The following is a 25,363-nucleotide window of genomic DNA, read 5'->3' on the forward strand; positions in this document are numbered from 1 at the left end:
GCCTTGGGGTCCGAACTCAGGTCAGCCATGGGCCAGCTCCTTGCGCAGGGCGGCAAGTTCGGCCGCGTCGAGGGCACCAGTCATCGCGGCGATCAATTCGTCGCGGCTGTAGCCGCCGCGCGTCACCTCTGCCACCTTGCGGCCAAGGCGCAACACGACGACGCGGTCGGCGATCTGCTGCACGTCGCCGATGTCATGCGAGATGATGACGACCGCCCTGCCCTGCGCCTTGAGCCGCTCGATCAGCGCCAGCACCTGCTTGCGCTGCGCCACGCCAAGCGCGGCGGTAGGCTCGTCCAGCAGAACCACCTGCGGGTTGGCCAGGATCGAGCGGCAGATCGCCACCGATTGCCGCTGCCCGCCCGAAAGCGAGCTGGATGGCACTCGCGTATCGCGGATCTTGACGTCCAGGTCGGACAGCACCTCTCGGGCGCGCTTTTCCATCCGCGCGCGGTCCATGCGGCGACCCTTCCACCAGGGCAGGCAGATCTCGCGCCCCAGGAACAGGTTCTGCACGGTGTCGAGATTGTCGCAGAGCGCAAGATCCTGATAGACGGTCTGGATGCCCGCAGCGGCCGCATCCTGCGGCCCCTTCATAGCATGGGCCCGACCGGCAACGAGGATCTCGCCCGAGTCCGGCTGCTGGATACCCGAGATGGTCTTGACCAGCGTGGACTTGCCGGCGCCGTTGTCGCCGACCAGCGCCACGACCTCGCCGGGCCAGACGGCCATGGAGACATCGGTCAGCGCCGCGACCCCGCCGAAACGAACCGAGACATTGCGCACTTCAAGCACGGGGGGAGGAGTGTGGGTTGCCATTGCCATTCCCTGTCGATTGTGGCGCCTGGCCGTCATTGGCAAAACGCGGCCTGTTTTCCGATCCCGCGGCAAAGCTCGTCGCGGGTATAGAGCCCGGCGTCGATCACGGTTTCCTGCACGTTCTCGGGGGTGATGAAGATATTCGGCTCGATCCGGGCCGGCACGCCGCCCTCGGCATAGCCGTTTTCCCAAGTGCCGTTGACCAGCCCCTCCGGCGCAGCTTCACCCTGGGCGGCGGCCACCACGAGTTGCACCGCCGCATCGGCCATCGCTTGATAGGGCGGCGCCATATCGGCCCTTTGCCAGCCCAGCAATACGCGCTGGATCCCCTCCAGCGTGGCATCGTAGCCGCCATAGATCGGCACCTCGCCGACCAGATCCTGCGCCGCCAGCGCCGCGATCACCCCGCCGCCGGTATCGTCGTTCATGACCACGACCCCATCGACCTCGTTATTGGTCCGGGTCAGGCATTGCTCCATGTTCTTCTGCGCATTGGCGGCAAGGTAAAGCAGCGCATCGGCCCGGCAGACGATCTCGACTTCGCCCGAGGCGATCAGCGGCTCGAGATATTTGTCGAAACCCTTCATCTGCTCGGCATAAAAGGCGAATTTCGGATCGCCCAGCATCAGCGCCAGCTTGACCGGGCGCTTCTCGGGCAGGTTCTCGGCCAGATACTTGCCCTGCGCCTCGCCGATATCGGCGAAGGGCACCGAGACGTGATAGCTGACCGGACCGGGACCGGGATCATGGGCATAGGTGACGACCGGCACGCCGTCGGCCTCGGCCTTGGCGAGGATGCTGGCCGAGCGCGGCGGATCGACCGAGATCAGGATGATGCCGCGGGTGCCGCTGGCCAGCGCCGCATCGGCCTGCGCCATCTGCGCCTGCATGTCGTCATTGGCGTTCAGCACCTTCAGCTCGACCCCCGGCGCGTGCCGGGCGACCGCGGCGGTGATGTTCGGAATGTCGAACTTGGCGATCCGGCTGGTGGTGACGTTCGGCACCAGCAAGTAGATCGTGCCGGCCAGCGCGTCCGCCGCCGCGGCCGGCATGGCGCCCAGCCAGCTTGCGCCGAGCATGAGCGATGCGGTGAGGAGTTTCTTCATCTTCGTTCCCTGTCGATGTGGCATGCTGAGTGATCGGCGCGGCAGGCTCCGGCCATTGTTGCGGGTCTTTTCCGGCCGTGCCGGCGTCCGCTTGTCCTGTTGCCCGGAAAGGCTAGCGCCGGGCCCGGCGCGCGCTCAAGCGGCGCGCCGTCATTGCTGCATGAGCCAGGCTCATGACGCGGCCAGCATCATGTCGGCCGCCTTCTCGGCGATCATGATGGTGGCGGCATTGGTATTGCCGCTGACCATGGTCGGCATGATCGAGGCATCGGCGACCCGCAGCCCGCCGATGCCGCGGACCCGCAGCTGGTGATCGACCACGGCCATGGCGTCCTGTCCCATCCTGGCGGTGCCGCAGGTGTGGTGCCCGATGCCCGAGCTCTGGCGGATATACTGGTCCAGCTCGTCATCCGAGCGTACATCCGCGCCCGGTGCCAGTTCTTCGCCGCGCACCGCATCGAAAGCAGGCTGGGCAAAGATGCGGCGCGTCTCGCGGATCGCCGCGCGGGTCAGTGCCAGGTCGGATTCCTCCGACAGGAAGTTGGGATCGAATACCGGCGGCGCCTTGGGATCATTCGAGGCCAGCCACATTCGCCCTCGGCTCTCGGGCCGGTTCGGCCAGACATGGGCAACGAAACTGTGCCCCTCCATCCTGTCGGCCCAAGGCATCCACAAGCGCAGCCCGCTGCCCGGATACCAGGGAATGAACACCGCCTGAAACTCGGGCGCGTCCACGCCATCTCGCGAGGAAAAGAAGCCCCCTGCCTCCAGCGGGCTTTGTGTAATCTGGCCGCGTTTCAGCAGCACGCCCTGCAGCATCGCCGCCGCCAGTCGATGCACCCGCAGCGTACGCGCGAACGATATCGGCTGTGTGGCTGCGTGCGCCACCGACACGTTCACATGGTCCTGCATGTTCTTGCCGACACCCCGCAGTGCATGGGCAATGGGGATACCATGCGGTGCCAGGTCCTGCGGATCACCGATCCCCGACAGCATCAGGATCTTGGGCGAATTGAACGAACCCGCCGCCAGCACGATCTCGTGCCGGACCATGGCGGTGTCGATCCTGTCACCGCGCTCGTATTCGACCCCGACCGCTTGTCCATCGTGCAGGATCACGCGGCGAACCAATGCTTCGGTCACGACATTCAGGTTCTCGCGCGACATTGCGGGGCGCAGGAAGGCGCGCGCCGTTGTCATGCGACGACCGTCTATGATGTTGAAATCATAGAGGCCGAAACCCTCCTGGGACGCGCCGTTGAAATCCTCGTTCAGCGGATGGCCGGCTTCAACGCAAGCCTTCAGATAGATGTCGGTCAGCGGGTTGCACATCCGGGGCTTGGCCACGGCTAGCCGTCCGCCGGTGCCGTGATAAGAGCCTGGAGAGCCGCGGTAATCCTCGGACTTGCAAAAATAGGGCAGCACGTCCTCGTAGCTCCAGCCCGGATTACCCAGCTGCGCCCAGTGGTTGAAGTCCGAGGGGTTGCCCCGAATATACTGCGCGCCATTGAAGATGAAGGAGCCGCCCAGCATCTTTCCGCGCGGAAAGAACTGAGTGCGCCCGTTCATGCCCTTCTGCGGCACGCATTCGAAGGCCCAGTTGTTGGCCTTGAACGAAAACAGCTTGGCCGCAAGGAAAGGCAGGTCGTAGGGCAGCACATGCCTGTCCGCACCCGCTTCCAGCAGCAGGACGCGCGCGCCCCGCTCGCTCAACCGAGCGCCGAGGATCGAGCCAGCAGAACCGCCGCCCACCACGATGAAATCGTATTCCGTTGCGCCTACCCTGCTCACGCCAATTCTCCGATCGGGATCATTCATCGGGATGGTTGTCCCAATCGCGGGGCTTCGGCAAGATTGAGCTGCGCGTAGACCCATGACTATGAGTCATGATGGAGCCTCGTGCAGGGGACAATTTTTCGCATTTGCACATTCTGTCAGGGGAGGCCATCATTTCCGCGACGGATAGCAGCATAGAGCGAGCGGATGGGCGACAGCATTCTTTTTACCGGGGCCGACAAGAAGCTGCGCCGGCAGGAGTTGCTGCTCGAACAGGTGCTCAGGACCGGCTATGTCTCGGTTGAAGAAATCTCGCGCCGTTTCAACGTGACGCCCCAGACAGCTCGGCGTGACCTAGCCGATCTTTTGGCCACTGGTCGGGTGCGACGTTGTCATGGCGGCATGACCCCCGCCGTGCCCTTCGACGCGATGACGCGGCGAGTGCGGCGCAGCCAGAATACCGCCGCCAAGCGCCGTATCGCCGACATCGTGGCAGATTTGCTGCATGACGAATCCTCGGTTTACCTGGCCTCTGGCTCAACCATGGAAATCATCGCCGAGGCACTTGCCAGCAAGCGGCGCGGGTTGACAGTTACCACGACTAGCGCCCGTATTGCCGTCGAGTTGAGCGAGCGCGAGGATTTCATCGTGCATGTCCCGACCGGCACGGTGCGCGGCGGCGACAACAGCATCGTCGGCGAGTCGGTGGCGCCATGGCTGCAAGAGCAGCGATTCGACATACTCGTGATGACCGCAGGTGGCGTATCCGAAGACGGGGGCATCTCGATCGATACCCCGATCGAAGTGCCGATCCTCACCGCCGCCGTCGCAGCAAGCAGTCGGGTGATCCTTGCCGTCGATGCCACCAAGCTGGAATTCATGGCACCTGAACGGCTGATGGATATAAGTAAAATCAACGATTTCGTTACCAATGCACGACTCTCGCGCGGGTTGATGAACCGCGTCTCTGCCGCCGGCATCAACCTGCACTCATTTTGATCGAAAACGAACAAACCGATTGACAAGCGGCAGAGGGCTACGCATCATCCAAAATGTTCGATTTAGAACATAATGGGATGCCCGGCCAAACCGGACACCGGGATCAGCAAAAACCTATCGCCGGGTCGTCCTGACCGGCTGCAACGACAGGGAAACCATCATGAACACCGCAATCCGTCGCGGGCTTTCCGCGACCGTTGTCGCACTGGCCGCCTATCTTTCTGCTGCGGGCGCTCAAGCGGGCACACTGACCGTCTATTCCGGCGCAGACGAGGCGCTTGTGACGGAATTGATCCCCGTCTTTCGGGCGAAACACCCAGACATCGACCTGCAGATGATCCGCGATTCCGGTGGTGCTATCGTTGCCCGGCTTCTTGCCGAGAAGGACAGTCCAAGGGCCGATGCAATCTTCACCCTTCCCGCCAACGCACTCGTGCTTTTGGACCAGCAGGGCATGCTGGAGCCCTATAGGCCCGCCGACTTCGACGAGCTGAAACCGGGTATGCGGGACGAGGTCAACCCTGTTCCGACCTGGGTGGCGCAGGACGCATGGACCAACGCCATCTGCTTCAACACCGCTGAGGCCGGCGACCTGCCGCCGCCCCAAAGCTGGAAGGATCTCGCCGATCCGAAATATCGCGGCAAGATCGTCATGCCGGACCCCGGCTCTTCGGGCACGGCGCTGACCATGGTGGCCAACTGGTTGCAAGTCATGGGCGAAGAGGAGGGTTGGAGGTTCATGACGGCCCTGGACCACAACGTCACGCAATACGTCCATTCCGGCTCTGCGCCCTGCCGGATGGCAGCGCGAGGGGAGACGCTGATCGGCCTTTCCTATCCCTATCCCGGCGTCAAGGAGATCAATCAGGGCGCGCCGTTGCAAGTCATCCTGCCGCCCGAAGGCAATGGCGCCGAGGTCGAAGGCAATGCCATCGTCAAAGGCTCCAAGAATGTGGCTGACGCGCAGAAGCTGATCGACTTCATGATGAGCGAGGAGGCCCAGCAGATCACCGCGAAATATCTGCCCGTGGTGGCGCGGAAGGGTGTGCATGCCGACATTCCGAACTATCCGGCCGAGGAAGAGGCCCGGATGCGGCTGATCGACTACACCTGGCTGGCCGATCACAAACAGGCCTTGCTGGACGAGTGGAAGAACCGTTTCGGCAGCAAGAGCGCACCGAAAAACTGATCCTCTTCTCCAGTTCGGGTGGCCGCTCAAGAGGCCGGCTACCCGCATCACACGGACCTTCCCATGATCAAGAAGACAGGCACCGCGCCCGACGAGGGCTATCTGACGATCTCAAATCTCGAAAAATACTATGGCCCCTATCACGCGCTGCGTAACGTATCGCTGTCCGTGCGGCGCGGAGAGTTCGTCTGCTTTCTCGGCCCCTCGGGCTGCGGCAAGACCACGCTCCTGCGCGCGATTGCGGGACTCGACCCGCAAAGCTCCGGCCAAATCTGGCAGGACGGGCGAGACATCTCGCTCCTGCCACCCGCGCGGCGCGACTTCGGCATCGTGTTTCAGTCCTACGCCTTGTTTCCAAACCTTTCGGTGATCGACAACGTGGCCTTTGGATTACGCAATACAGGTGTTTCGGCCAAGGACGCCCGCACACGGGCTCAGGAATTGCTCGCGATGGTCGGCATCGCGGAGCACGCGCAGAAATATCCTTCACAACTGTCCGGTGGCCAGCAACAGCGCGTCGCCATAGCCCGAGCGCTGGCCATGTCCCCCGGTCTGTTGTTGCTGGATGAGCCGTTGTCGGCGCTGGATGCCCGCGTCCGCGTCCGCCTGCGCGAAGAATTGCACGATCTGCAACGTCGCGTGGGCGTCACCTCGATCATGGTTACCCATGACCAAGAGGAAGCGCTTTCCCTGGCCGACCGCATCGTGGTGATGAACGCCGGCCGTGTCGAGCAATTCGATACGCCGCAGCGCATCTACAGCCACCCCGCGAACCGCTTCGTCGCCGAGTTCGTCGGCGACATGACGTTGATCGACGGGCAGTCGGACGGGCAGGACGCCGTGCGCATCCGCCAGCAGCGGCTGGAGCTTGGCCAACTGCGGAAAGGAGCGCCGACAGGTGCAACCGCCATCGGCATCCGCCCGGAGGATCTGGTGCTGACCCAGAGTGGAACCGGCCCGAACACCGTGACGGCGACGGTGGATGCCGTCGAATTCTCGGGAGCCTCGGCCGTCGTTCGCCTGCATGCGCCAACGCTATGCGACATACCGCTGCGTGCAAGGCTGTCGCTTGCCACGCTCGCACAACTACAACTTGCAGAAGGCATCAGCATCGGCGCACATCTGCCACCCGACGCGCTGCATGTCTTTCCGGTTCACGGAGGCGCGGGATGAGCGGAAAGACACCACAAGCGATCCGCATCCCCGCAACCGGGGACGACCGCGCCATGCGCACCATGCTGCTGTGTGTCGCGGCGGTGTTGTTCATCGCGCTGATCGCACCGCTTTACGCGCTCTTGTCCCGCAGCACCCGCGACAGCGACGGCGTCTTCATCGGCCTAACCAATTTCCAGCGTTTCCTTGGGGATTCGACTTTGGCGCTGGCGGCTTGGAACAGCTTCTTCATCGCCCTCCTCTCAACCGCGATCACCATTCTGCTTGCGCTGGGTTTTGCCTATGGCCTGACCCGCAGTCGAATGCCGGGTCGGCCCCTGTTTCGCAGCTTTGCCATGATCCCGCTGCTGGCCCCCTCGCTGCTGCCGGCCATCGCGCTTGTCTTTCTGCTTGGGGAAAAGGGACTGGCACGTGGCATCCTGATGGGTAACAGCGTCTATGGTCCCATCGGCATCGTCATCGGCGAGGTGATCTTTTCCTTTCCACAGGCTGTACTGATCCTCTCTACTTCGCTCGCCATGGCAGACCAAAGGCTGTACGATGCGGCCCTGACCCTGCGCGCCGGGCCCTTCAAGACCTTCACCACGGTCACGCTGCCGGGGATCCGCTACGGGCTGATCTCGACCGCATTGGCGATCTTCGTCAAGGTCTTTACTGATTTCGGCGTTCCGGCAGTGATCGGCGGCAGCTATCCTGTGCTCGCGACCGAGATCTACAAGCAGGTCGTGGCACAGTTCGATTTCGGCATGGGTGCGGTGGTGGGTATCTTCCTGTTGATCCCGGCCGTGCTAGCCTTTGCTCTCCAGCGCTTCCTGCAAAGGTTCGAAGTCGCCACGGTGACCGCGCAATCGGTGCCGCTGGACATCCGGCCGCAGAAAACCCGTGACTTGGCCTGCCTAGCCTTTTGCCTGCTGATCGCGGCCTGCCTGCTGGTCATCATCGGCTTCGCCGTCTTCGGCTCTCTGGTGACTTATTGGCCCTACAACCTTGGCCTGACGCTGAAGAATTATCGCTTCGGCGAGGCAAGCACGGCAGGCTGGAGCCTTTACGTCAACTCGCTGACCCTCGCATTTCTGACCGCGACCTTCGGGACGGCACTGACCTTCGGCGGGGCTTGGTTGATCGAACGGACACGCGGGTGGGACGGAGCGAAGGCATTGTTGCAACTGATGGCGACCCTGCCTGTCGCGGTGCCGGGATTGGTGCTGGGCCTGTCCTATATCTTCTTTTTCAACAGCCCAGCCAATCCGCTGCACTTCGCTTATGGCACCATGGCCATCCTGGTGCTGTCGAGCATCATTCACTTCTACACCGTGCCGCATATCATCGCGACCGCCGCGCTCAAGCAGTTGGACCGCGATTTGGACGTTGTGGCGACCTCGCTGAAGGTGCCTTTCCACGTCATGCTGCGCCGCGTCACCCTACCCTTCTGCATGCCCGCGATCGTCGACATCTGGGGCTACCTCTTTGTCAACACCATGACGACCGTCTCGGCTGTGATCTTTCTTTACTCCGCTAATACTCTGCTGGCTTCGATCGCCATCGTGCAGTGGAACGACAGCGGCCGGATGACCGAGGCCGCCGCCATGTCGGTGTCTATCTTCGCCACCTCGGCACTGGTGATGGGCGCCAAAACTCTGTTCATGCGCCGATATTTTTCGCGCAGCCAAGCCTGGCGTAGGCACTGACCCCGCAAATAAAGGACAAGACTGATGAAATGCCCCCAAGAGTTCGTCTTCGCGGCGAACTATCTGGCCGATATGGCGCGCTCGCGCTCGCTGGAGTTCTTCCGCGGCGAGATTGGCGCCGAAGTCAAGGCCGACACCTCCCTGGTGACCATCGCCGACCGCTCGGTCGAAACAATGATGCGCGATGCAATCCGTGAATGGTTCCCGGACCATGGCATCGTGGGTGAGGAGTTCCCGGTTCACAACCCGGATGCGGAATACCAATGGGTCCTCGACCCGATCGACGGAACCTATCGTTTTGCTGCGGGCCATCCGCAGTTCGGCACCCTGATCGCGCTGGCCCGGCACCGCAAGCCGATACTTGGCGTGATCGACATCCCCGCCATGGACGAGCGCTGGTCCGGCGCCCATGGCTGGCCCACCGCGCATATTCGGCAGGGTCGCCGAAGCGAGGTCCGCACCCGATCCTGCACCGCCGTCAAGGATGCGACGGTTTTCTTTTGTAGCGGCATCATGTGGCGCAACGACCCGATGGCAGTCTGGAATGGCATGCATGGGGTGAACCGGCTATTGGACGGGGATTCCTACAGTTATGGCCTGCTGTCGTCGGGCTTTGCCGATGTAATCGTGGATTCGGGCATGAAGCCTTGGGACTTCATGCCCATCGTCCCGATCATCGAAGGTGCTGGGGGGCGCGTTACCGACTGGCAAGGCATGCCGCTGACGCTGGATTCCGGCATCGAGGTGGTAGCGCTTGGCGATCCCGCGCTGCTTGACGACGTGCTACGCCGCGTTTCGGCAGCCTGACGAAAAGAAATGCCCCGGTCCGCTGGCCCGGGGCGTCTATACTGCTTGGATAGCAGGATCATCCAGCAGCAATCTCGGCTGAAGATTTCAGCGCCGTCACAAGGCGGCAGCCGAAGGCGATGACCATCATAGCGACCAGAACCAGCAAGAAGGCGGACTTCAATCCCCAGCTTTCCGACACGAGACCCAGCGCCAGCGGCCCACCGATATAACCCAGGTAGCCGATGGTGTTGACCAACGCGATGCCAAGCGCCGGCGATGAAGGGAAGGCAGCAGCTGCACGGGTGAAGAACATCGGCGTGCAGTTTGCCAAGCCCAGGCCGATGGCTGCAAAGCCGATCAGTGCCGTAGGCTGCGAAACCACAGTGACTGCCAGCAGCACGCCGGCCGCAGCGATTAGTCCGCCGCCAATCACGACACGTTCGGCGCCGAAGCGGCGGATGGCGGGGCTACCGAGCAGCCTGCCGATCGCCAGTGCGAACTGGAAGGCGGCGAAGGCGGTGGCGGCGGTAGCCGGATCGGCCATGACCACATCCTTAAGATAAACGCCGCTCCAGCCGTTCATCGCGTTCTCAACGAACAGCGCCATAGCGACAAAAATGCCGAGGATCAGGACAGCTGGCGAGCGCAGGACTACGGCAGCGGTGTGACGACGATCCTCTGATTTCTCCGCGATCATGGGCTTGAGATTGCCCAAGATGATCCAGCCGACAACAATCACGGCAACCATGGCGATGCCGGCAAACGTCAGTGAGGAATAGGCGCCGCCGGTGGCGCGAATCAATTGTGCCGCAAGCGAGGCGCCCGCGAAACCACCGAAGTTGTAGGCGGCATGGAAGGAGGGCATGATTTCTGTCCGGTACTCACGCTCGACCAGCGAGGCGTGAGCATTCATTGACACGTCGATGAAGCTGTTCGAAGCGCCAAGCGCCAGGATCGCCAGTAGGAACCCGGTATACTGCGAGGCAAAGCCCACGGCCTGGAGCGCTAGTGCCAGCAACACCGCGCCAAACAGCATGGTGGCGCGGGTGCCAAACTTGGTTGCGACAAGGCTACCAATGACCACGAAGATCACGGTCCCGAGTCCCTGCAACCCAAGCGCAGTGCCCAAACGTGCATCGCTGAGCGCGATCAGCTCCTTGAGCAATGCGATGTTGGAAAAGAACAACGCCAGCGCCATGCCATTGATGAAGAAGACGGCGGTCGTCGCTATCCGCGCCCGACGCATCGCCGGCGCAACCGGAAATCTGTCAATCATGTTAGTCCCCTCCTGCCAACTGGCCGATAGGGCTATGTAGGGATAAATCGGAAGTTTGTAAACGTTTTCTTAATAAATTAGCAGTATCGAGCTTACCCCATGAAATTTCGCGGTTATCTGGTTGATAAATCGCCTAAACGATTACAGGAACTCCGTGCATCAGCAACAGATCAGTCCGCGACGCGCTTGGCCGGATCCCCCATCATGTGCAGCGCCTGGCTCAACCCACGAGTCAGGCCCCACAGTTTTGCGTAAAGCTTCTGCAGCCCTGCGTCGGACATGCCATCAAAAATCATGCATTGGCCGCGCGACACAGCGCCTCCACCGCATCCAGCCGCACAACCCCTTCATCGGTCAAGAACAGCCCGGCCACGCGCCGATCACGACCGGAGGCCTGCTCATGCACCAGTCTCGCCCGGACAAGTTTGCCGACCTCGGTGGTGACGAAGAGACCCGAAACCAGCAGCGGGTTGGCTACCTCGCCCACGCTGGTGCCAGGGGATTCGCGGATTGCGGTCAGCACACTGAACTGCGGCGCGGTCACCCCTACGGTAGCGGCGTAATGCTCGCGTGTCTTCAGCATCAAGCTCGAAACATGCAGGAGCTGATAAATCACCGGGCGATAGCGCAGTTCGGGGTCAGGCTGGGCCTCTGCCATCGGATGATTTCTCTTCATGATTTCGGATCGTGCGCGGCGCCTTGCCCAGCTATAGCTTCCCCCGCACACCAGCCACAATCCACAAGGCTAGAAGGGCCGTGCAAGCGTCCGACCCCACAGATCCGGCCCATACTTACCGCTGCGCATCCGCCGCGCCGGCCTTGATCACGAAGCCATAGCGGTCATGCAGGATTTTGCCGGCCTCCGGACTGCGTACGATATCGTCAGGCCAACTCTCGCCCTTGGTACGTAGACGCCCGGCAAGAGCCAGCGCCCCCTCGACGCCCGGCGGATCAATGACGGCAAAGTTCTGCGCATCTCCCTCCCCCGCATTGCCCCACCAGTGCCAGACGTTGCGGCCGATGACGATGACCGACCCCTTGGGACGGATCGCTTCGACGCCGTCCAACGCGGCTCTGGCGGTCCCCTTGGTGATGATGAAGAATTCGTTCAACTGGTTATGAGCATGTTCGCGCACGGCCGCCCCAGGATAGAGCGTCTGCATCAACAAACCGTAATGATGGACATTGTGGGTGAAAGGCGCGAGCTTCACCTCTACCCAACCAACACTGGGCTTCGCCTGCCAGAAGGACGGACCAGTGTCCGGCAGTTGATAGACCAGCTCGCCCTTCTGTCTTTCCGACAGATCCTTGGTTTCGGTCAGCGTCAACAGACCGAAGGCAGCACGCAGATCGGTGGTGAATTCCAGCGTCGGCTCGCCGTCTTGGATGGGCATTAGATCGATACGCGCCTCGGGGCTGCTGCCGAAGACGATGCTGAACACTTGCTGCACACTGTCACCGGTGTTTTCAAGCGCGACGTGATGACCCTCGCCGATATGGGCGAAATGCTCCTCGGCGAAGGGCTTGCGTTCGCCGTTCAGGATGATGGTGCCCGCGCCGTCTAGACAATAAATCATGCGCCCGGCAAAGCGGGAGGCATGAAGATCGAGCTTTGCACCCGGCTGCAAATCGAAGCGAACTGCGGTAAACTTGTAATGTGGGTATTCTCCGGGACCGAGCTTGATCTGCCCGATGACACCCTTGCCATTCATACGGAAGCGCGGCCCATCATCCGGCAAGATTATGGCCTTGGGGCCAAAGTGCTGCTCCATCTGACGATCGATATCCAGACTGTCTCCTTTCCCGATGATTTCTGCCGCGGTAGCTATATTTGATACATAAATAACATTTGTTACTTATGTAATAAAGATATATTTATACGCTGAAAAGGGCGCCCGCCGGAAATCCCACGGGCAAAGAGCTTGGCAAAGACTGCGCAGTTGCAGGCGATAATACCTGGCAAACGCATGGCCCTCCTGAACCACGTTCGGGCACATGATCGGGCCGCCTGGTAAATGTCGCAGCGCTCAGCCCGCGCGAGAAACAAAGGCCCGCAGCCTTTCGGACTTGGGGTTGCCGAATATCTGCTCGGGCGGGCCGGATTCTGCGATCACCCCTTCATGAAAAAAGACCACCCGATCTGCGACCTCGCGGGCGAACTGCATCTCATGGGTCACGAGGATCATCGTCATCCCCTCAGCGGAAAGCTGGCGGAGAGTTGCCAAAACCTCGGCCACCAGTTCGGGATCAAGCGCCGAAGTTACCTCGTCGAACAACATGTATGACGGGCCCATGGCAAGCGCGCGGGCAATACCCAGGCGCTGCTGCTGTCCGCCCGACAGCGCGGTCGGATAGACATCGGCCTTGGCCAGAAGACCGACCCGCTGCAATTGTGTCTCGGCGATGGCATTGGCCTGGTCGCGAGACACGCCCAACACCTTGGTCAGAGCCAGCGTTACGTTCCGGCGCACGGTCATGTGCGGGAAGGCATTGTAGCTTTGGAAGACGATGCCCAGCTTACGGCGCAGATGGTTCAGGTTCGTCGCCTTGTCAAAGACGCTGACGCCATCCACGATGATCTCGCCCGAGGAAATGGTTTCCAGTCCGTTGATGCATTGCAGCAGCGTGGACTTGCCTGACCCCGAAGGCCCGATCATGACGACGACCTCGCCTTTGTCGATGGTCAGGTCGATCTCTTTCAGAACCTCCAGCGAGCCATAGCTCTTGCGCACCTGCTTGATCTCGATCATCGCACGGCACCTCCGTTCATCATGTGCTCAAGCCGCCGCCCCAGCATCGAGAGCGGAAAGCAGATCAGGAAATAGAACACGGCGGCCAGCGACAGCAGCGGCAGCGGGTCCTGCGTCCGGGTAATGATGTTCTGCGTTGCACGCAGAAGCTCGACATAGCCGATCACCGCCACGACCGATGTGTCCTTGACGATGCCCAGGATGATCCCCAACCAGGACGGAAAGCCCTGCCGGATGCCCAAGGGCAGGACCACATACCAATATTCCTGGAAACGCGTCATGCCCAGGCCACGCGCAGCGCGCCGCAGATTGCCGGGCACGGCTTGCGCGGCCTCGCGCACCACCTCGGAAATATAGCCCGCGGCAAAAAGACCAAGCGCGACCGTCCCGGCGGTAAACGCACCGATGCGAAATCCCAGCACCGCCAGCCCGGAATAGATCAGCGTCACCTGCACCAGCAGGGGCACACAGCGCAGGCTGTCGGTCACCGTATCAAGCAAATGTCGCAGCCCGCGCCAAGGCATGAGTTTCAGCAGCCCCAGCGCCACACCCAGAAACGTTGCCAGCGCTCCGGCCGATAGCGTCATCAGAATCGTGCGCCATGCGCCTTCGGCCATCAGCCAATAGTCCTGCGGGGCGATCCCCGATGCAAACATGTCAGGCGGCATGGCGTGCGCCTCCAGGCTTGAAACGGTTCGCCAGGAACAGCACCAATTTGGCCAGGATGAAATAGATCACCGCAATGGCCAGGAAGAACTCGAAAGTCTTGAAGGTCCGGGACTGGTAATCCATAGCAACGCCGCTGAGATCGTAAAGTCCGATCAGCGCGCCCAGCGAGGTATTCAGAAGCGCCCAGATGAACTGGTTGCCGATCGAACTGAACGTATTGGTGAAAACCTGCGGAAAGACGACATAACGATAGGCGCCGACAGGACCGAAACCTAGCGAGCGAGCGCCCTTCATCTGGTTCGCGTTCACGCCTTTCAGGCCGCCGCGAAAGATCTCGGCCAGATAACCCGCGTTGTTGAAGCACAGCGCGATGCCGACAGCGAGCCAAGGCGAGAGGAAGATGCCGAAGGCACCAAGCCCGTAGAAGAAAAAATAGATCTGGGCGAGGCACGGCGTATTCCGCGCAAGCTCGATCCAGGATCGCGACAAGAAGGTGACTAGCCCCTTGCCATCCCATGATCCGACGGCAAGGGGCATTGCCAAGACGATGCCTACCGCCATCGTGACGATGGCAATCGACAGGCTCAAGGCGGCCCCTTGCATCAGATCGGGCAGAGCGTCCAGGACGATGCCGAACTGAAAGTTGTAGCTCATTGCCCGATCTCAGTTTCCCGGCTGCAGGCTGGGGGCTTCGGTGCCATAGTATTTCTGGTAGAGTTCGGCATAACGACCGCTGTCTACTTGCCAGAAGATGAACAGGTTCAACCAGTCGCGCAGACCATATTCGCCTTTCGGCACCGCGATCGAGGTCCAGTCGGTAAAGCCGGGCACGTTGCAGCAGATCTCCAGGTCCGCGCCTTGGGGCGAAGCCGTCAGCGCAGACATGAACGAGTTTGTCTCGATCATTGCATTTGCGCGGCCCTGCCGCACAGCGGTGATCTGTTCGGCATTGTTCGCCAGCGACAGGTTCTTGCAGCCTTCGGACCAACCGTTACAGGCCGCCAGATAGGCGGTTTCAGGCAGAGTTCCGCGAACCAATGCGACGGATTTGCCCTTGAGTTCGTCAAAGCCAGAGATCCTGTTGGCGCTGCCTGTCACGACAACCAGCTTGCCGACGTTATAGGGGTCGGTGAAAGTCACGGTCTTGGCGCGCTCCAGGGTGGGGGTAGTGCCACCAACGACGATGTCCACCGTTCCCGAAACCAAGGCCGGCACCCGCTGCGGCGCCTGGGTCTCGACAATTTCGGGCTTGACGCCCAGCTGCGCGGCAATGTCATTGCAGGTCTCGACATCGAAGCCGGCCGGGTTGCCCGAGGCGTCACGATAGCCTAAAGGCGGGAAATCAAGCATCACACCACAGCGCAGCGCGCCGCTGGAAACGATATCATCCAGCTTGTCCGCCAATGTCGGGGTCCCCACTAGGAAAAGCGGAAGCGCCGCGATGCCAAGCACTGTGCAAACTTGACGAAACTGAAAAAATTTCTCTTTATTTTTCATTATTTTAATCATTCCACACTCCCTCTTGATCGCGACCACCACAGATGATTCTGAATCGCAATGTTGCGATAGAAAACGTTTTCTTCACTTAGGTCAATACTTCACAATTGGACGCATGCCATATGTTCCCAACCCACCAATCCCGGTCATGCCTTCGAGGGACAGGCCGTCGCGCTGGGTTCGGCGATCTGCATGACTGGCTGCGATCCAAACGCGCCCGGATGTCGAAGCACAACCCCATCGCCAAGGCCATCACTACATGCTCGAGGAAGACGGCCGCTGGGGCGCCTTCACATGCTTCCTCGACGATGGTCGCATCTGCCTTACCAACGATGCTGCCGAACGGGCCCTGCGCGGTATCGCCCTCGGCAGGAAAGCCTGGCTCTTCGCCGGTTCGCCCCGCGGTAGCGACCGCGCCGCCTTCATGTATTCCCTGATCGGCACCGCCAAATAAGCGACGTCGATCCCCAGGCCTGGCTCGCCGATGTGCTCGCGCGACTGCCCGACACACCCCTGTCCCGCCTGCCAGAATTACTGCCCTGGAACTGAAAGGGCGGCCCTGCTGCAAAAGCTGCGTAACAACGGCCTACGCCGGATGCATACGCTTGATCCAGTCGGCTCTACCATAAGCGACCGCATAGATGAGAACCTCCCGCGTCATCATCGACCTTGAAGACAACCACTCCGTTGCCAGCCGTAGAAACTTCCCGAAGCTCAAGCTGCAAGCCGGAACAGCGCATGTCGGGAAACTGACCCCCCAGAAAGGCAATCCTCGCAGACGGCCACGAGAGATCCGCGAGGCATAGGGCGCTGATCTCTCAATAAGGGAGGAGTTGCCGCCAGGCAGGCCCAGCCGCCCTGCTACGCGGTTTCGGATCGCGGAAGCAGGAAACGCCGGACCCGTCTCACCCACAAGGCCACCTGCCTGATGCCGGCCCTGACCGGCAAGCAGCGAGAAGACTTCCGTCCCCGCGACACGACAGATGGGACGTGCCCGAAATTCCCGCAAGCGCAAGGGGACAAAGCCGCCCGGCATAGAACAGCCCATAGGCCCCGGCATGGGAAAGGCGGTCAGGACTGCCGGCCAGGGGCGGCGGCGCGTCACGTCCCGGGCTATTCCGGCACGAGATGGCCGTCGGCGGGCGACCAGGACAGATGGAAGGAGCGGCCCACGGCCAGCGGAAGATCAGCCAGTTCTTCATGCGATTTCTGCACCCGTATTTCCTGTCCCGCGCCGGTTTCGAAATAGATGGTGGCGGTGGCGCCGATGAATTCCTCGCCGATCATGCGCGCCTCGATCGTGTTCACGGCGTCCGGCGGCGGCTGGAAATGGATCTGCATCTTGGTATCCAGCACGATCAGGCTGGCCGCCTGCCCCGGCGTTGCCGCCCGCCCGCCCCCGGCAAGGACGAAATCGCCGCTGGGGGTGGCGATGGCTGCGCGGCCGCCCGCGTCGCGTGTCAGCTGGCCGGGGAAGATGTTGGACGAGCCCAGGAAATCGGCGACGAAGCGCGTGCGCGGCGTACGATAGATCTCTTGCGGGGAGCCGATCTGCTCGATCTTGCCGCGGCTCATGATGACAACGCGGTCGGCCATCGAAAAGGCCTCGGACTGGCTGTGCGTGACATAGACGAAGGTGATGCCGGTCTCGCGCTGCAGGTTCTTCAGCACCGATTGCATCCTGACCTTCAGCGCCGCGTCCAGCGCCGACAAGGGCTCGTCCAGCAGCAGGATCTCGGGCTCGACCACCAGCGAGCGCGCCAGGGCGACACGCTGGCGCTGGCCGCCGGACAACTGGGCGATGTTGCGGTCGGCGAATTCGGCGATCTGCATGCGCTCCAGCCATTGCTCGGCCCGCCGCCGGCGCTCAGCACGGCCTATGCCGCGCATCTTCAGCGCAAACTCGACATTCTCGATCACGTTCAGGAACGGAAACAGCGCCAGGCTCTGCCAGACCATCGGCGTGTCGCGGCTCCAGCTCGGCAGGTCGTTGATGGCTTGGCCCGCCAGGCGGATCACGCCCTCGCTAGGCGCCTCCAGCCCGGCCAGCATGCGCAGCGTCGTGGTCTTGCCGCAGCCCGACGAGCCCATGATGGCCAGGAATTCGCCCTTGTGGATCTGCAGGTCCATCTTTTGCACGGCGACATAGCTGCCGAAACGCTTGGCGACGCCCTCGAAGGAAACCAGGGGTTCTTGCATCGGATTCATTCCTTGTCGGTTGCGGGGCCGCGCCCCGACAGCAGCAGCTGCGCCAGGATCACGAGGGTCATCGAAGTCACGAAGACGAAGGTGCCGATGGCGTTGATGCGCGGGCTGACCTGGCCCTGCAGGAAACCCAGCACCTTGACCGGCAGCGTCTCGTTCAGGCCGGACACGAACCAGGCGATGGCGAATTCGTCGAAGGAGACTGCCATGGTGATGAACAGCGCCCCCAGGATCGCCGGCCGGGTGAAGGGGATGATGACATGGCGCATCGTCGCCCATTCCGAGGCGCCGAGGTTCCAGGCCGCCGGCTCCAGCGAGGGGTCCATCTGCGACAGCCGCAACCGGATCACCGCCATGGCGAAGGGCGCGCAGATCACCACATGGGCGATGATGACCGACAGCGCATTGCCCGACAGGTCGATGCGCGACAGGTAAGCCAGCATCGCCAGCCCCATGATCACCACCGGGATCGTGGGCGGCAGCAGCGCGAGCGCCAGGTAGACCTGCTTACCAAAGAAGCGATAGCGGTAATCCGTATAGGCCGCCCCGAACCCCAGCGCGGTCGAGATCACCCCCACCGCCGCGCCGACCCCCAGCGTGTTGCGCAGCCCCTCCCAGACCAGCGGGTCCGCGGCGACGGCGCGATACCATTCCGTCGAGAAATGCCCCAGCGGGATCGACGGAAAACGGTCCGAGTTGAAGGAAAACACGAAGCTGGCAAGGATCGGCGCGAAGACGAACAGATAGGCCAGGATCACGTAGAGCTTCAGCGCCGCGTCGATCAGCGGATTGCGGTTCAGTTCGTTCTGTTCGTTCATTTCGTGCAACCCCTCATTTCGTGCGCCCCTTGTAGGCGAAGCGGACGGCCAGGAAGGCCACGACCATCAGCGTCGCGATCATGGTCAGCGCGATCACCGCCGCGCGGGGCCATTGCTGGCCGGACTTGGTGGTGTCGGTGATCAGGATGGACAGCGTGGTCGGATCGCCCCCACCCAGATAGATCGGGCTGACGAAATCGCCAAAGCACAGGATGAAGCTGAACAGCGCCGCGATCACCAGCCCGACCCGCGCCGAGGGGATGACCACCGCAAACACCGTGCGCAGCCTGCCGCAGCGCATGTTATGCGCCGCCTCGATCAGCGTGCGGTCGACAAAGACCAGGCTGAACAGCTGCAGCAGCACGACCAGCGGAAAGCCAAGCGTCATGTAGCCCAGCATGGTCGCGCCGATGGTGTTCAGCAGCCGGAAGGGGCCCAGCCCGATCCAGCCCAGCATGACGTTGATGATGCCGACATCCGACAGGAAGACCTGCCAGGAATAGACCCGCACCAGATAGCTGGTGAAGAAGGGGATCACCATCAGGAACACCGCCCAGCGGCGCGCGGCGGGCGACAGCTTGAAGGTGATGGCATAGGCGCAGGGAAAGGCCAGCGCGCTGGTCAGCGCCGCGGCGCCGGCCGCCATGGCCAGCGTGGTGGCGTAAGCCTGCCAGAAGACGGGGCGGCCGAACATCGTCACCCAGTTCACCGTGTCGAACCCCGCCTCCAGGCGGAAATTGCGCACGGTCCAGAAGCTGAGCGCGACCAGGAAGACCAGCGGGAAGACGAAGAACAGAAGCTGCCAGATCAGCAGCGGCAGAGAGAAAGTCAGTCCGTAAAGCGAGACGGGACGTCGCATCTAGCAAGCTCCGGCGGGGGACGGGCGGCGCGGCCGGCGCGCTGCACCGGCCACCTCGGGCTCAGGCGCTCTTGTAGTCCGACCAGAAGTCGTTCCACTCTTCCAGCGATTGCTGCACCGGAAGCTGGCGATACTTGATGCGCCCCGAGCGGATCAGGTCCATGACGTTGCTTTCCCCCAGCACCATGCCCTGGCGCCGGGCCTCGTCGGGATTTTCCGCGTTCAGCACCTCCCAGCCCTTCTGGCTGGGAATCAGGCAGGGATAGGCCGCCATCTGCGCCGATTTCGACTGCCCCTTGGCCGAGGTGATGTATTGGATCCATTTCTTCGCCAGCTCAGCCTTGGACGAGCCCTTGCCGATCGAGAAGCTTTCGGTGAACTGCAAGCCGCCCTGCTCGGGGATGATCGAGCGAACCTTGGCGCCGTTTCGCTCCAGCGTGCCGGTGATCCAGTCGCCGATCCCGGCGAAGGCCAGCATCTGGCCGTTGTTCAGTGACGAGAAGGTGCCGCCATAGTCGAAGAAACCGCCGATCTGCGGGCGCAGGGTCATGGTTTTTTCCTTGACCGCATCCCAGGCCGCCCCGTCGATGTCATAGGGGCTGGCATTGCCGTTGAGCAGGCTCACCTGGCCAAGGTTCGGCAGGTGCCAGTCGAAATGCCCGACCTTGCCCTTCAGCGCCGGATCCCAGAACACGTCATAGGTCGAAGCCTGCGCCTCGGTCAGTGCGTCGGTGTTGTAGGCCACGCCCAGGAAGCCGAAGCGGGTGATGACGGAATACAGCGTGTCGCCGTCCCAATGGCCGGGGAACTTCTGGAATTCCGGGAAGAACTCGTCGAAGGGATAGTCGGCCGGGTCCAGCGCCTCGATATAGCCGGCCGCGTTCAGCTGCTGGACATATTCCGCATCGGACAGGATCACGTCGAAGGTGCCGGGCGGGCTTTGCGAGATCAGCCCCAGCATGTTGTCGCCGCCGGTATAGTATTTCGGCACGAACTTGACGTTGTTCTCGGCCTCGAACTCGGCCACGATGTCGGGCTCGGCATGGCCGTACCAGGCCAGCATGGTCAGCTGCGTCGGCGCGGCGAATGCCCGGCGCGACAGCATCGGCGTGGCCAGCGCCGCCGCACCCATCGCCAGCACCCCTCGGCGCGACAGCGCGGGGCGCGCGCCCCGATCATCCTGTGTCATCTCATCACCCTGTCTGATTGTTCTGATTGTTTGCTATGGACAGGCTAGGAGAAGGCGGCATCCATGCAAAATCGGTTCTTCCAATCCTGACATTTGCAGGCGTTATGGCCCCGGTTTCACACGGAAACCGCATGGATGCCCGATCCCACGCTGTCCAGGTCGGCCACCAGATCGCTGACCAGCTGCAACCCCGCCGCCGACAGGCGCGGATGCTTGTAGAACAGCCCGACCCGCAAGGGTTCCAGCGCCGGGAATCCCTCGGCCTCGGTCAGGATGCGCATGCCGGGCAGCATGGTGGCGCGGGTCAGGGCGGTCACGCAAAGCCCGTTCCTGACCGCGTTCTGCAAGCCCGAGATGCCCGGCCCGGTATAGACGATGCGCCAGCGCCGCTCGACGGCGTCCAGCGCCTGGATCATGCGGGCGCGATAGTCGCAGCCCTCTGGATGGGCGCCCAGCGGCACCGGCGCATGGGCGGCCGGATGGAAGTCCTCGGCCGCGGCCCAGATCGGCTGCTCGGTCCACATGCGCGAAAGATAGGGCATGCGCGCCGTCGGCATCACCGCCACGATGATGTCCAGGTCGTCCGAGCGCAGGTGCTGGTGCAATTCGCGGGACAGGTCGCAATGCACCTCCAGCTCGACCTCGGCATGGTCGCGGATATAGCGGGTCAGCGTGCCTTGCAGGAACGCCACCGCATAATCGGTCGGCAGGCCGATGCGCAACACGCCGGTCTTGTCCGAGCGGTGGAAATAGCTGACCGCCTCGTCGTTGATGCGCAGCATCTCGCGGGCATAGCTCAGCAGCGCCTCGCCCGCCGGGGTGGGCAGGATGTTGCGGCCCTCCTGCGTCAAGAGCGGAGCGCGCACCAGTTCCTCCAGCCGGCGGATCTGCAGCGAGATCGCCGGCTGGCTGCGCCCCAGCGCCGCGCCTGCCCGCGAATGGCCGCCCAGTTCCACCACAGCAATGAAGCTGCGCAACAGATCGGTCGGAAGATTGGTGATCCCAGCCATGGATTTGCCCCCGCAATGCAAGGATTGCGACTATATATTTCATTTATATTCAAGGCGAAACTCTAATTCCGGCATCCCCCCTTTCCCAAGAAGGTGCATCATGCCGAAGAAGACAGCATTCGCGTCCGAGCTTGCCTGGCCCGACTACCACGCCGCGGTAAGGGACGGCGCCACGCCCATCCTGATCCCCATCGGCTCGATGGAGCAGCACGGTCATCACATGCCCTTGCATGTCGATGTGCTGTTGCCGACGGAATTCGCCCGCCGCGCCGCGCTGGACATCGGCGGGCTGGTGGCGCCCCCCTTTACCTATGGCTACAAGTCGCATCAGAAATCCGGCGGCGGCAACCACCTGCCCGGCACCACCAGCCTGGACGGCGCCACGCTGGTCGCGGCCTTGCGCGACGTGATCAAGGAATTCGCCCGCCATGGCGTGCGCCGGATCTGCATGGTGAACGGGCATTTCGAGAATTCCTGGTTCATCATCGAGGGCATCGACCTGGCCCTGCGCGAATTGCGCTGGGACGGTATCCGCGACATGAAGATCGTGGTGCTGTCCTATTGGGATTTCGTCGGCGAAGCGGACATCGCCCGGCTTTACCCCGAAGGCTTTCCCGGCTGGGATCTGGAGCATGGCGGCGTGCTGGAGACATCGCTGATGCTGGCGCTCTACCCGCAATTCGTGGACCTGTCGCGGGCGGTGGATGTCGCGCCGGCCAGCTTCCCGCCCTATGACGTCTACCCGGTCAAGCCGGAATGGACGCCCGCGCCGGGCACGCTTTCCTCGCCCAAGGACGCCTCGGCCGAAAAGGGCGAGTTGCTGCTCGAGGTCTGCACCAAAGGCATCGTCGCCGCGCTGCGGGCCGAGTTCGGCACCTGACCAAGGCGGAAGGGGCCCGCAATCGCGGGCCCGCCCCTTTCCTGCCCGCAGCCGGGTCAATTGCGGATGATGTTATGCTCGGGACCAAAGGGGAATCCGGTGATGTTCTCGGCCCCGTCCTCGGTCACGATCAGGATGTCATGCTCGCGATAGCCGCCGGCGCCGGGCGTGCCCTCGGGCAGCATGACCATCGGCTCCATGCTGACCACCATGCCCGGCTTCAGCTCGGTCTCGATGTCCTCGCGCAGCTCGACCCCTGCCTCGCGGCCGTAATAATGGCAAAGCACGCCGAAGCTGTGGCCATAGCCGAAGCTGCGGTATTTCAGCAGATCCCATTGCCGATACATGTCGTTCAGCTCCAGCGCGATCTCGTTGCATTTCGCGCCGGGCTTGATCAGCTCCAGCCCGCGGCGATGCACGGCCACGTTCTTTTCCCAGATGTCCAGGCTCGCATCGTCCACGCTGTCGCAAAACAGCGTGCGTTCCAGCGCGGTGTAATAGCCGAAGATCATCGGGAAGCAGTTCAGCGACAGGATCTCGCCGGACTTGATCTTCTTGTTCGTCACCGGGTTATGCGCGCCGTCGGTGTTGAGGCCCGACTGGAACCAGGTCCAGGTATCCATCAGCTCGACGAAGGGAAAGGAGGCGGCGATCTCGCGGATCATGGCATTGGTCGAGGCGATGGCGACCTCGTGCTCGGGCACGCCCGCCTTGACCGCCGCGGCCACCGCCGCGCCGCCCACGTCGCAGATGCGGGCGCCCTCGCGGATCAGCTTGTGTTCCTCTGCCGACTTGATCGAGCGCATCCACATCGAGGGCTGGCCGACATCGACGAACTCCACCCCCGGCAGCGCCGCTTCCAGCTGGCGGCGGAAGTCCAGGTTGACGTGGTCGAACTCGATCCCCAGCCGCTTGACGCCGGGGGTCAGCTGCCGCACCGCGCGATAGAAATTGTCGCGCCGCCAGTCTGTATAGGTGACGTTGTTGCCGAAGCTGCGCCGCCAGGGCTGGCCGCCGTCGATGCCGGCGCTGATCGTCGTCGCCGCATCCTGGGTAATGACCATGCCGTATTTGCGGCCGAAATAGCAGTAGAGCCAGCCCGAGTAATAGTTGATGCAATGATACGAGGTGAACAGCGTCGCATCGACGCCGTTCTCGGCCATCCAGCGGCGCATGTCGTCCTGGCGCCGCTGCATCTCGGCATCCGAGAAGGGGGAATAATCCTTCTCGCCATTGTGCCATTCCATGACATGAAGCATGTCGTCGGTCATCGGATCCGTCCTCCATCGGTTTGCTGGGGACGAGGCTATCCGCCGCTGCAGCGGGACTAAAATTTGTTTTGATAATCCCAGGATTTGGACGAATGAGGGGCTGCGCCAGTGAACCGCGCCGGGTTTGCCGGAGGCACCAACTCCTGAGTAGGAACTGTGTTTTAGGCGATTGCGTCTCGGTAGTCCGTTCCGGTTCTCATCATCGCGTTGAGCACAGTCAGGAATTTACGCGCGCAAGCGACGATGACGAGCTTCCTGGCCTTTCCGGACGCAAGGAAGTGCTCTTTGAAGACGTGGAACCCGCGGGTCGAACCTGCTGGCGGTGAGTGCTGCTAGATAGAGAGCCGGCCTGATCGCAGCACGTCCACCCCATACCGCGGCGGCGCCCCGACTCATTGGCATGTGGTGCGAGTCCGACGAGGGCCGCGATCCGTCGTCGGTCGAGTTGACCAAGTTCAGGGATGGAGCATCATGAGCAAGACGACGAGCAAGTTTTCCCCTGAAGTGCGCGGACGTGCCGTGCGACTGGTTCTCGACAACGAGGCCCAGCATCCATCGCGCTGGCAGGCGATCATGTCGATTGCAGCGAAGATCGGCTGCTCGGCGCAGACGTTGAACGACTGGGTCAAGAAGGCAGAGGTGGACAGCGGAAGGCACAGGGATCCCGACCGAGATGGCCGCGAAGCTGACGGCCCTGGAGCGCGAGAACCGCGAGCTGCGGCAAGCCAACGAGATCCTGCGCAAGGCGAGCGCGTATTTTGCCATGGCGGAGCTCGACCGCCGATTGAAGTGATGGTGTCGTTCATTGATATGCTTCGGGAAACGCACCGGGTCGAGCCGATCTGCAGCGTGCTGCCGATCGCCCTGTCCACCTATTACGATCATCTGGCGAAGCGGGCTGACCCGGCGCTGCAGTCGGACCGCGCACGCCGCGACGAGGCTTTGCGGCCGGCCGCGCGCACTCTTGCACCGCCATTGGCCGCGCTGGCTGGGTTGGCAGGAAGGCAGTCACCCCCGATCCTGCCGCAAGGATAGCGAGGCCGATGATCAGAAAGCCTGCGGTCAGATCCGTCTCACGGATTGGTTGGGCAAAGAGGCCCGACAAAACAACCCCGCTGATCGCAAAGGCAGCCATCGCCAGCCCGAGACCCAGGCTCCGAACTCTGGTGGGTAGCCGGGTCACCAATGCGAGCGCCAGCCCATAGCCGAGTCCCGCTCCCAGCCCGAACAGCATACCATAGCCAGTCAGCAGCGCCGCGTAGCCTCCGTCGAAGGCAAAGAGAAGATGCCCGCCGCCTGCGAAGCCGAAGGCAAGCAGCGAAAAGGCTCGGAATCTCAATGCCGCGAGCAGCCGATCATGCACCATCATGCCGAGAGTAAAGGTGACGAGTGCCAACGCC

Annotated in this window: 22 protein-coding genes, 2 pseudogenes and 1 other annotated feature; of the genes and pseudogenes, 8 read left to right on the forward strand and 16 right to left on the reverse strand. The window is 62.4% G+C overall.

The genetic code is table 11. The features are described from left to right. Nucleotides 1-21 precede the first annotated feature (21 nt). From KF941_RS18625 to KF941_RS18635, 3 genes are all read right to left on the reverse strand, one after another. Complete coding sequence (locus KF941_RS18625; RefSeq protein ID WP_214274176.1) at nt 22-819, reverse strand: ATP-binding cassette domain-containing protein; 798 nt, start codon at nt 817-819, stop codon at nt 22-24. Nucleotides 820-851: 32 nt separating this feature from the next. Next, nucleotides 852-1,925 (reverse strand): substrate-binding domain-containing protein, encoded by a 1,074-nt coding sequence (locus tag KF941_RS18630; protein WP_166435432.1) that lies wholly within the window; start codon nt 1,923-1,925, stop codon nt 852-854. A gap of 171 nt (nt 1,926-2,096) precedes the next feature. After that, the gene (locus KF941_RS18635) at nt 2,097-3,800 is read right to left on the reverse strand and encodes a GMC family oxidoreductase N-terminal domain-containing protein (protein WP_214274177.1); all 1,704 of its coding nucleotides are present in this window, start codon (nt 3,798-3,800) and stop codon (nt 2,097-2,099) included. Nucleotides 3,801-3,908: 108 nt separating this feature from the next. Here KF941_RS18635 and KF941_RS18640 point away from each other — a divergent pair, with 108 nt between their 5' ends. The 5 genes from KF941_RS18640 to KF941_RS18660 all read left to right on the forward strand — a co-directional run bounded on the left by KF941_RS18640 (nt 3,909) and on the right by KF941_RS18660 (nt 9,557). Further along, nucleotides 3,909-4,700 carry a DeoR/GlpR family DNA-binding transcription regulator gene (locus KF941_RS18640; RefSeq protein WP_214274178.1) on the forward strand — a complete coding sequence of 264 codons (792 nt, stop codon included), beginning with the start codon at nt 3,909-3,911 and terminating at the stop codon, nt 4,698-4,700. 160 nt (nt 4,701-4,860) lie between these two features. Beyond that, a complete protein-coding gene (locus KF941_RS18645; protein WP_214274179.1) occupies nt 4,861-5,889 on the forward strand; it encodes an extracellular solute-binding protein in 1,029 nt (342 codons plus the stop codon). A 63-nt stretch (nt 5,890-5,952) separates the two neighbouring features. Continuing rightward, nucleotides 5,953-7,062, forward strand: a complete 1,110-nt coding sequence (locus KF941_RS18650; RefSeq protein WP_214274180.1) for a putative 2-aminoethylphosphonate ABC transporter ATP-binding protein — start codon at nt 5,953-5,955, stop codon at nt 7,060-7,062. Next, nucleotides 7,059-8,750 carry a putative 2-aminoethylphosphonate ABC transporter permease subunit gene (locus KF941_RS18655; protein ID WP_214274181.1) on the forward strand — a complete coding sequence of 564 codons (1,692 nt, stop codon included), beginning with the start codon at nt 7,059-7,061 and terminating at the stop codon, nt 8,748-8,750. The genes KF941_RS18650 and KF941_RS18655 overlap by 4 nt, the downstream gene beginning before the upstream one ends. Nucleotides 8,751-8,774: 24 nt before the next feature. Then, a complete protein-coding gene (locus tag KF941_RS18660; RefSeq protein WP_214274182.1) occupies nt 8,775-9,557 on the forward strand; it encodes an inositol monophosphatase family protein in 783 nt (260 codons plus the stop codon). A 58-nt stretch (nt 9,558-9,615) separates the two neighbouring features. Here the strand turns inward: KF941_RS18660 and KF941_RS18665 are convergent, their stop codons facing one another. From KF941_RS18665 to KF941_RS18695, 7 genes are all read right to left on the reverse strand, one after another. Further along, nucleotides 9,616-10,815, reverse strand: a complete 1,200-nt coding sequence (locus KF941_RS18665) for an MFS transporter (protein WP_214274183.1) — start codon at nt 10,813-10,815, stop codon at nt 9,616-9,618. 292 nt (nt 10,816-11,107) lie between these two features. Further along, a complete protein-coding gene (locus KF941_RS18670; RefSeq protein ID WP_214274184.1) occupies nt 11,108-11,473 on the reverse strand; it encodes a MarR family transcriptional regulator in 366 nt (121 codons plus the stop codon). Nucleotides 11,474-11,606: 133 nt separating this feature from the next. After that, the gene (locus tag KF941_RS18675; protein WP_214274185.1) at nt 11,607-12,587 is read right to left on the reverse strand and encodes a cupin domain-containing protein; all 981 of its coding nucleotides are present in this window, start codon (nt 12,585-12,587) and stop codon (nt 11,607-11,609) included. A gap of 255 nt (nt 12,588-12,842) precedes the next feature. Next, complete coding sequence (locus KF941_RS18680) at nt 12,843-13,565, reverse strand: amino acid ABC transporter ATP-binding protein (protein WP_072463590.1); 723 nt, start codon at nt 13,563-13,565, stop codon at nt 12,843-12,845. Continuing rightward, on the reverse strand, nt 13,562-14,182 hold the full coding sequence (locus tag KF941_RS18685; protein ID WP_214274186.1) for an amino acid ABC transporter permease: 621 nt from the start codon (nt 14,180-14,182) through the stop codon (nt 13,562-13,564). The genes KF941_RS18680 and KF941_RS18685 overlap by 4 nt, the downstream gene beginning before the upstream one ends. A gap of 40 nt (nt 14,183-14,222) precedes the next feature. Further along, the gene (locus KF941_RS18690; protein WP_214274187.1) at nt 14,223-14,888 is read right to left on the reverse strand and encodes an amino acid ABC transporter permease; all 666 of its coding nucleotides are present in this window, start codon (nt 14,886-14,888) and stop codon (nt 14,223-14,225) included. Between the two features lie 9 nt (nt 14,889-14,897). Then, nucleotides 14,898-15,731, reverse strand: coding sequence for a transporter substrate-binding domain-containing protein (locus tag KF941_RS18695; RefSeq protein ID WP_214274188.1), 834 nt, complete (start codon nt 15,729-15,731; stop codon nt 14,898-14,900). A 185-nt stretch (nt 15,732-15,916) separates the two neighbouring features. Between KF941_RS18695 and KF941_RS18700 the strand changes: the two are divergent. Then, nucleotides 15,917-16,280, forward strand: a pseudogene (locus tag KF941_RS18700) (transposase); the annotation flags it as partial. Between the two features lie 564 nt (nt 16,281-16,844). Here the strand turns inward: KF941_RS18700 and KF941_RS18705 are convergent. The 5 genes from KF941_RS18705 to KF941_RS18725 all read right to left on the reverse strand — a co-directional run bounded on the left by KF941_RS18705 (nt 16,845) and on the right by KF941_RS18725 (nt 21,812). Further along, on the reverse strand, nt 16,845-17,939 hold the full coding sequence (locus KF941_RS18705; protein ID WP_214274189.1) for an ABC transporter ATP-binding protein: 1,095 nt from the start codon (nt 17,937-17,939) through the stop codon (nt 16,845-16,847). Further along, nucleotides 17,936-18,754, reverse strand: a complete 819-nt coding sequence (locus KF941_RS18710; protein ID WP_214274190.1) for an ABC transporter permease — start codon at nt 18,752-18,754, stop codon at nt 17,936-17,938. The genes KF941_RS18705 and KF941_RS18710 overlap by 4 nt, the downstream gene beginning before the upstream one ends. 13 nt (nt 18,755-18,767) lie before the next feature. After that, nucleotides 18,768-19,613, reverse strand: coding sequence for an ABC transporter permease (locus KF941_RS18715; RefSeq protein WP_214274191.1), 846 nt, complete (start codon nt 19,611-19,613; stop codon nt 18,768-18,770). 61 nt (nt 19,614-19,674) lie between these two features. Continuing rightward, entirely contained in the window at nt 19,675-20,802 is a 1,128-nt protein-coding gene (locus tag KF941_RS18720) for a spermidine/putrescine ABC transporter substrate-binding protein (RefSeq protein WP_214274192.1), read from the reverse strand. A 116-nt stretch (nt 20,803-20,918) separates the two neighbouring features. Beyond that, entirely contained in the window at nt 20,919-21,812 is an 894-nt protein-coding gene (locus KF941_RS18725; protein ID WP_036752790.1) for a LysR substrate-binding domain-containing protein, read from the reverse strand. A 100-nt stretch (nt 21,813-21,912) separates the two neighbouring features. On the opposite strand from KF941_RS18725, the gene KF941_RS18730 reads away from it, so the two are divergent. Continuing rightward, nucleotides 21,913-22,692, forward strand: coding sequence for a creatininase (locus tag KF941_RS18730; protein ID WP_214274193.1), 780 nt, complete (start codon nt 21,913-21,915; stop codon nt 22,690-22,692). A 56-nt stretch (nt 22,693-22,748) separates the two neighbouring features. Here the strand turns inward: KF941_RS18730 and KF941_RS18735 are convergent, their stop codons facing one another. Further along, a complete protein-coding gene (locus tag KF941_RS18735) occupies nt 22,749-23,963 on the reverse strand; it encodes a M24 family metallopeptidase (protein WP_214274194.1) in 1,215 nt (404 codons plus the stop codon). A gap of 471 nt (nt 23,964-24,434) precedes the next feature. On the opposite strand from KF941_RS18735, the pseudogene KF941_RS18740 reads away from it, so the two are divergent. Next, nucleotides 24,435-24,908: pseudogene (locus KF941_RS18740) on the forward strand (transposase); the annotation flags it as partial. Further along, nucleotides 24,714-24,830, forward strand: a sequence feature (AL1L pseudoknot). It overlaps the preceding pseudogene by 117 nt. Nucleotides 24,909-25,363: the final 455 nt, after the last annotated feature.

It is taken from the genome of Paracoccus sp. pheM1 (assembly GCF_018499825.1).
Lineage (GTDB): Bacteria > Pseudomonadota > Alphaproteobacteria > Rhodobacterales > Rhodobacteraceae > Paracoccus > Paracoccus versutus.

Bases quoted from the DNA above. Each gene is read 5' to 3' on its own strand.
- KF941_RS18625 (WP_214274176.1), bottom strand. From the start codon at position 819: ATGGCAACCCACACTCCTCCCCCCGTGCTTGAAGTGCGCAATGTCTCG.
- KF941_RS18630 (WP_166435432.1), bottom strand. From the start codon at position 1,925: ATGAAGAAACTCCTCACCGCATCGCTCATGCTCGGCGCAAGCTGGCTG.
- KF941_RS18635 (WP_214274177.1), bottom strand. From the start codon at position 3,800: ATGGGTCTACGCGCAGCTCAATCTTGCCGAAGCCCCGCGATTGGGACA.
- KF941_RS18640 (WP_214274178.1), top strand. From the start codon at position 3,909: ATGGGCGACAGCATTCTTTTTACCGGGGCCGACAAGAAGCTGCGCCGG.
- KF941_RS18645 (WP_214274179.1), top strand. From the start codon at position 4,861: ATGAACACCGCAATCCGTCGCGGGCTTTCCGCGACCGTTGTCGCACTG.
- KF941_RS18650 (WP_214274180.1), top strand. From the start codon at position 5,953: ATGATCAAGAAGACAGGCACCGCGCCCGACGAGGGCTATCTGACGATC.
- KF941_RS18655 (WP_214274181.1), top strand. From the start codon at position 7,059: ATGAGCGGAAAGACACCACAAGCGATCCGCATCCCCGCAACCGGGGAC.
- KF941_RS18660 (WP_214274182.1), top strand. From the start codon at position 8,775: ATGAAATGCCCCCAAGAGTTCGTCTTCGCGGCGAACTATCTGGCCGAT.
- KF941_RS18665 (WP_214274183.1), bottom strand. From the start codon at position 10,815: ATGATTGACAGATTTCCGGTTGCGCCGGCGATGCGTCGGGCGCGGATA.
- KF941_RS18670 (WP_214274184.1), bottom strand. From the start codon at position 11,473: ATGGCAGAGGCCCAGCCTGACCCCGAACTGCGCTATCGCCCGGTGATT.
- KF941_RS18675 (WP_214274185.1), bottom strand. From the start codon at position 12,587: ATGGAGCAGCACTTTGGCCCCAAGGCCATAATCTTGCCGGATGATGGG.
- KF941_RS18680 (WP_072463590.1), bottom strand. From the start codon at position 13,565: ATGATCGAGATCAAGCAGGTGCGCAAGAGCTATGGCTCGCTGGAGGTT.
- KF941_RS18685 (WP_214274186.1), bottom strand. From the start codon at position 14,182: ATGGCCGAAGGCGCATGGCGCACGATTCTGATGACGCTATCGGCCGGA.
- KF941_RS18690 (WP_214274187.1), bottom strand. From the start codon at position 14,888: ATGAGCTACAACTTTCAGTTCGGCATCGTCCTGGACGCTCTGCCCGAT.
- KF941_RS18695 (WP_214274188.1), bottom strand. From the start codon at position 15,731: ATGAAAAATAAAGAGAAATTTTTTCAGTTTCGTCAAGTTTGCACAGTG.
- KF941_RS18705 (WP_214274189.1), bottom strand. From the start codon at position 17,939: ATGAATCCGATGCAAGAACCCCTGGTTTCCTTCGAGGGCGTCGCCAAG.
- KF941_RS18710 (WP_214274190.1), bottom strand. From the start codon at position 18,754: ATGAACGAACAGAACGAACTGAACCGCAATCCGCTGATCGACGCGGCG.
- KF941_RS18715 (WP_214274191.1), bottom strand. From the start codon at position 19,613: ATGCGACGTCCCGTCTCGCTTTACGGACTGACTTTCTCTCTGCCGCTG.
- KF941_RS18720 (WP_214274192.1), bottom strand. From the start codon at position 20,802: ATGACACAGGATGATCGGGGCGCGCGCCCCGCGCTGTCGCGCCGAGGG.
- KF941_RS18725 (WP_036752790.1), bottom strand. From the start codon at position 21,812: ATGGCTGGGATCACCAATCTTCCGACCGATCTGTTGCGCAGCTTCATT.
- KF941_RS18730 (WP_214274193.1), top strand. From the start codon at position 21,913: ATGCCGAAGAAGACAGCATTCGCGTCCGAGCTTGCCTGGCCCGACTAC.
- KF941_RS18735 (WP_214274194.1), bottom strand. From the start codon at position 23,963: ATGACCGACGACATGCTTCATGTCATGGAATGGCACAATGGCGAGAAG.